The organism is Mesorhizobium sp. M7A.F.Ca.ET.027.03.2.1, assembly GCF_003999175.1.
GTDB lineage: Bacteria > Pseudomonadota > Alphaproteobacteria > Rhizobiales > Rhizobiaceae > Mesorhizobium.
Map to the genome: position 1 here is coordinate 1 of NZ_RZOM01000605.1, position 3,780 is coordinate 3,780.

The following is a 3,780-nucleotide window of genomic DNA, read 5'->3' on the forward strand; positions in this document are numbered from 1 at the left end:
GCTCGGCGACAATGGCGCCGGCAAGTCGACGCTGATCAAGATCCTCTCCGGCGTGGTCAAGCCGACCAGCGGCGAAATCCTCGTGCGCGGCAAGCCGGTGACCGGATGGAGCGCCGCGCGTTCGCGCGAGGCCGGCATCGAGACGGTGTTCCAGGATCGGGCGCTGGCCGTGCAGCAGACCATCGTTCGCAACATCTTCATGGGCCGAGAGCTGACCGGCTTCATGGGCTTTCTCAGGGTCAACAAGGAGATCGAGGAGGCAAGCCGGCTGATGCGCGAGATCGGCTTCACCTCGAAAGTGTTCACGCCGCAGTCGATCGTCGGCCAGCTTTCGGGCGGCGAACGCCAGGGCGTGGCGATCGCCCGCGCCATCTACAAGCAGGCCGAGCTGATCGTCCTCGACGAGCCGACGACTGCGCTGTCGCTGACCGAAACCGCCAAGGTGTTCCATTTCGTGCGCCAGGTGCGGGCGAGCGGCCGCTCGATCCTGTTCATCGGCCACAACATCCATCATGTCTTCGACATCGCCGATCGCTTCGTCGTGCTGGATCGCGGCAAGGTCGCACTGACGACCGACCGCAGCGAGGTCAAGTCGGCCGAAGATCTCATCAACTTCATGGAAGAGGTCGCGCATCCCGGCGGATTGGCCGGACTGCACGATGCCGGCGACGCGGAGCAGAGAGCACGATGAGCAAGACCATGGAGCCCGACCTGCACGAGCCGTCCGCCGGCATTGCCCGCCCCAGTGCCCAGAAAGAGTGGAAACACCCTTCCGATCACTGGATGCGCGGCTTCATCCTCGACAACCGTGCCGCGCTCGGCACGCTCGCCGTGTTCATCGTCATGATGACGGTGTTCATGATCGCCAACCCGACCGTCTTCACCACCTGGTATCTCTACCGCTCGGTGCTGACCACGCTCCCCGTTGCGCTGTTCGTGGTGGTGCCGCTGGTCTTCGTCGTCACCTGCGGTGAGATCGACCTGTCGTTTCCGGCAACGATGGGCTTTGCCTCATGGGTCTTCGCGCTGGTCGTGCAGGCCGGCTACGATCCGTTCCTCGGCATCGCCGCCGCACTCGTCACCGGCATGCTGCTCGGCTTCCTGGTAGGCTCGCTGGTCGTCTATGGCGGGCTGTCGTCGCTGATCGCCACGCTCGGCATGAATTTTCTGCTGCGCGGCCTGATCCAGATCATCAACGAAGGCAAGTCGATGGCGCTGACCAGCCTCAGCGACAGCTGGGCCTACACGATCTTCTCCAGCCAGCTCCTGGGCATTCCGGTGCAGATCTTCTGGGCCATCGGCTTCGTCGTGCTGTCGGCGATGCTCTACAACCGCCACCGCTTCGGCGCGCAGGTGAGGGTGGTCGGTGACAATCCCGACAGCGCCCAGCAGATGGGCATCGACGTCAAGCGCGTGCGGGTGAAAGTGTTTGTCTTCGTCGGCATCGGGGCCGCGATCGCCGGCACCTTCTCGGTGATGATCAACTTCACCTGGTGGCCGACCGCCGGTGATGGCTATCTGCTGCCGGTGCTGGCCTCGGTATTCGTCGGCGGCACGCCGACCTGGGGCGGCATCGGCACCGTCGTCGGCGGCGCCATCGGCGCGGTCACCGTGTCCTTCATCCAGACCGGCGTCGTGGCGGCGGGGTTGAGCGGCTTCTATGTGCAGTTCTTCAACGGCCTGATCATCATCTTGTCGCTGCTCGGGCACAAGTGGAACCAGGCAAGGTATCGGTGAGGGATGTTGGCGCACCGCATGCCTTGACGGTTGGCGCGGACGCCCGTCGTGTCGTCATCCACGGGCGAAGCAAGGAGCTTAGCGACGCAGCGCAGACCCGAGGATCCATGCCGGGACTCAACCACGTCACAACGGTGCAGAATTCTGCTCCGCTGCACTTCACCGCCAAGGTCGCGGCATGGATCCTCGGGTCTTCGCGACGTCGCTTCGCTCCTGCTCCGCCCGTGGATGACGAAGGTGGGAGCTGTCCGCGGGAAAACGCCATCTTCACACCGCCGCGACAAACCCGTCCAGCACGCGTTTCTGGCCGGCCTTGTCGAAGTCGATGGTCAGCTTGTTGCCCTCGATGGCGGAAATGTTGCCGTTGCCGAATTTCTGGTGGAAGACGCGGTCGCCGACGCTGAAGGGGGACGGCTTGTCGGCGACGGATTTGGCGACCAGTTCGCCGTCGATGGTGCGGCCCTTGACCGAAGTGCGGCCGGCGCCGTAGCCGCTGTCCGTCTCGCCATAGCCGATGCGCTCGACCTGATGGCCGGAGCGCGAGCCCCAATTGCGGTCGGTGGCCTCGGTGCGGTTGGCCTGCGCGCGCTGCCAGCCCGGTGTCGCATAGGTGTTGGAGAAGGCGCCGGATTTTTCGCTGTCGGCGCCGACATTGTCGAAGCGCGAGGCGCCATAGGGGTTCTGCCGTCCTGCACCCTGGCCGCCGCGGCCGGAGGCAAAGGAACCGCCGCCATAGGAATTGCCGTAGCCGCCATAGGAGTTGCCGCTTTCGGCGACCTCGACATGGGCTTCCGGCAGTTCGTCGAGGAAGCGCGACGGGATGGTCGATTGCCACAGGCCATGGATGCGGCGGTTGGAGACGAACCACAGATGCAGGTTCTTCTTGGCGCGGGTCAGGCCGACATAGGCAAGGCGGCGCTCTTCCTCCAGCCCGGAGCGGCCGCCTTCATCGAGCGCGCGCTGGTGCGGGAACAGGCCTTCCTCCCAGCCGGGCAGGAAGACGGTCTCGAATTCGAGGCCTTTGGCCGAATGCAGCGTCATGATGCTGACGGCGTCGAGTCCGGCGTTCTGCTCGGCGTCCATGACCAGTGCGACATGCTCGAGGAAGGAGCGCAGCGACTCATACTCCTCCATCGAGCGGATCAGTTCTTTCAGGTTCTCCAGCCGGCCGGGCGCTTCGACCGAGCGGTCGTTTTTCCACATGTCGGTGTAGCCGCTCTCTTCGAGAATGGTCTCGGCGAGTTCGGTGTGCGGCGTGGTTTCCAGCGCCTTCTGCCAGCGTTCGAAATTGGCCGCCACTTCACGAAGTGCGGCGCGCGGCTTCGGCTTCAACTCGTCGCTTTCGGCGAGCTTGGCGGCGGCCTCCAGCATCGGGATGCGCAGCGCACGCGCCGTGTCGTGGATCTGGCGGATGGTGGCTTCCCCCAAGCCGCGCTTGGGCACATTGACGATGCGCTCGAAGGCGAGGTCGTCGGCGCCTTGCGCGACGACGCGGAAGAAGGCCAGCGCATCGCGGATCTCCATGCGCTCGTAGAAGCGCGGACCGCCGATGACGCGGTAGTTGAGGCCGAGCGTGACGAAACGGTCCTCGAACTCCCGCATCTGGAACGAGGCGCGGACCAGGATCGCCATGTCGTTGAGATTGTGCTTTTGCCGCTGGTAGGTCTCGATGGTCTCGCCGACGGCGCGCGCTTCTTCCTCGGAATCCCAGGCGGCGTGGACATGCACCTTGCCGTCTTCGGGATCGTTGCGGTCCGTGAACAGCGTCTTGCCGAAGCGGCCCTCATTGTGGGCGATGAGGGGGGAGGCAGCGCCAAGGATGTGCGCGGTCGAGCGGTAGTTGCGCTCCAGCCGGATGATGGTGGCGCCGGGAAAATCCTTGTCGAAGCGCAGGATGTTGTCGATCTCGGCACCGCGCCAGCCATAGATCGACTGATCGTCGTCGCCGACGCAGCAGATGTTTACGGTGGCGCGGGTGTCAGTCGAAGAGCGCCCGATCTCCCCCCTAGAGGGGGAGATGTCGCCGGAGGCGACAGAGGGGGG

General features: G+C 64.8%; 3 protein-coding genes. 2 read left to right on the top strand and 1 reads right to left on the bottom strand.

All coding sequences use genetic code 11. The features are described from left to right. Both EN750_RS23170 and EN750_RS23175 read left to right on the top strand, forming a co-directional pair. On the top strand, nt 1-691 hold a 691-nt coding region (locus EN750_RS23170), incomplete at its 5' end, for an ATP-binding cassette domain-containing protein (protein ID WP_145967850.1). Beyond that, a complete protein-coding gene (locus tag EN750_RS23175) occupies nt 688-1,737 on the top strand; it encodes an ABC transporter permease (protein WP_127397757.1) in 1,050 nt (349 codons plus the stop codon). The genes EN750_RS23170 and EN750_RS23175, both read left to right, overlap by 4 nt. Nucleotides 1,738-2,004: 267 nt before the next feature. Here the strand turns inward: EN750_RS23175 and EN750_RS23180 are convergent. Next, nucleotides 2,005-3,780, bottom strand: a 1,776-nt coding sequence (locus tag EN750_RS23180) for a 3'-5' exonuclease (protein ID WP_127397758.1), incomplete at its 5' end; no start/stop codon positions are given.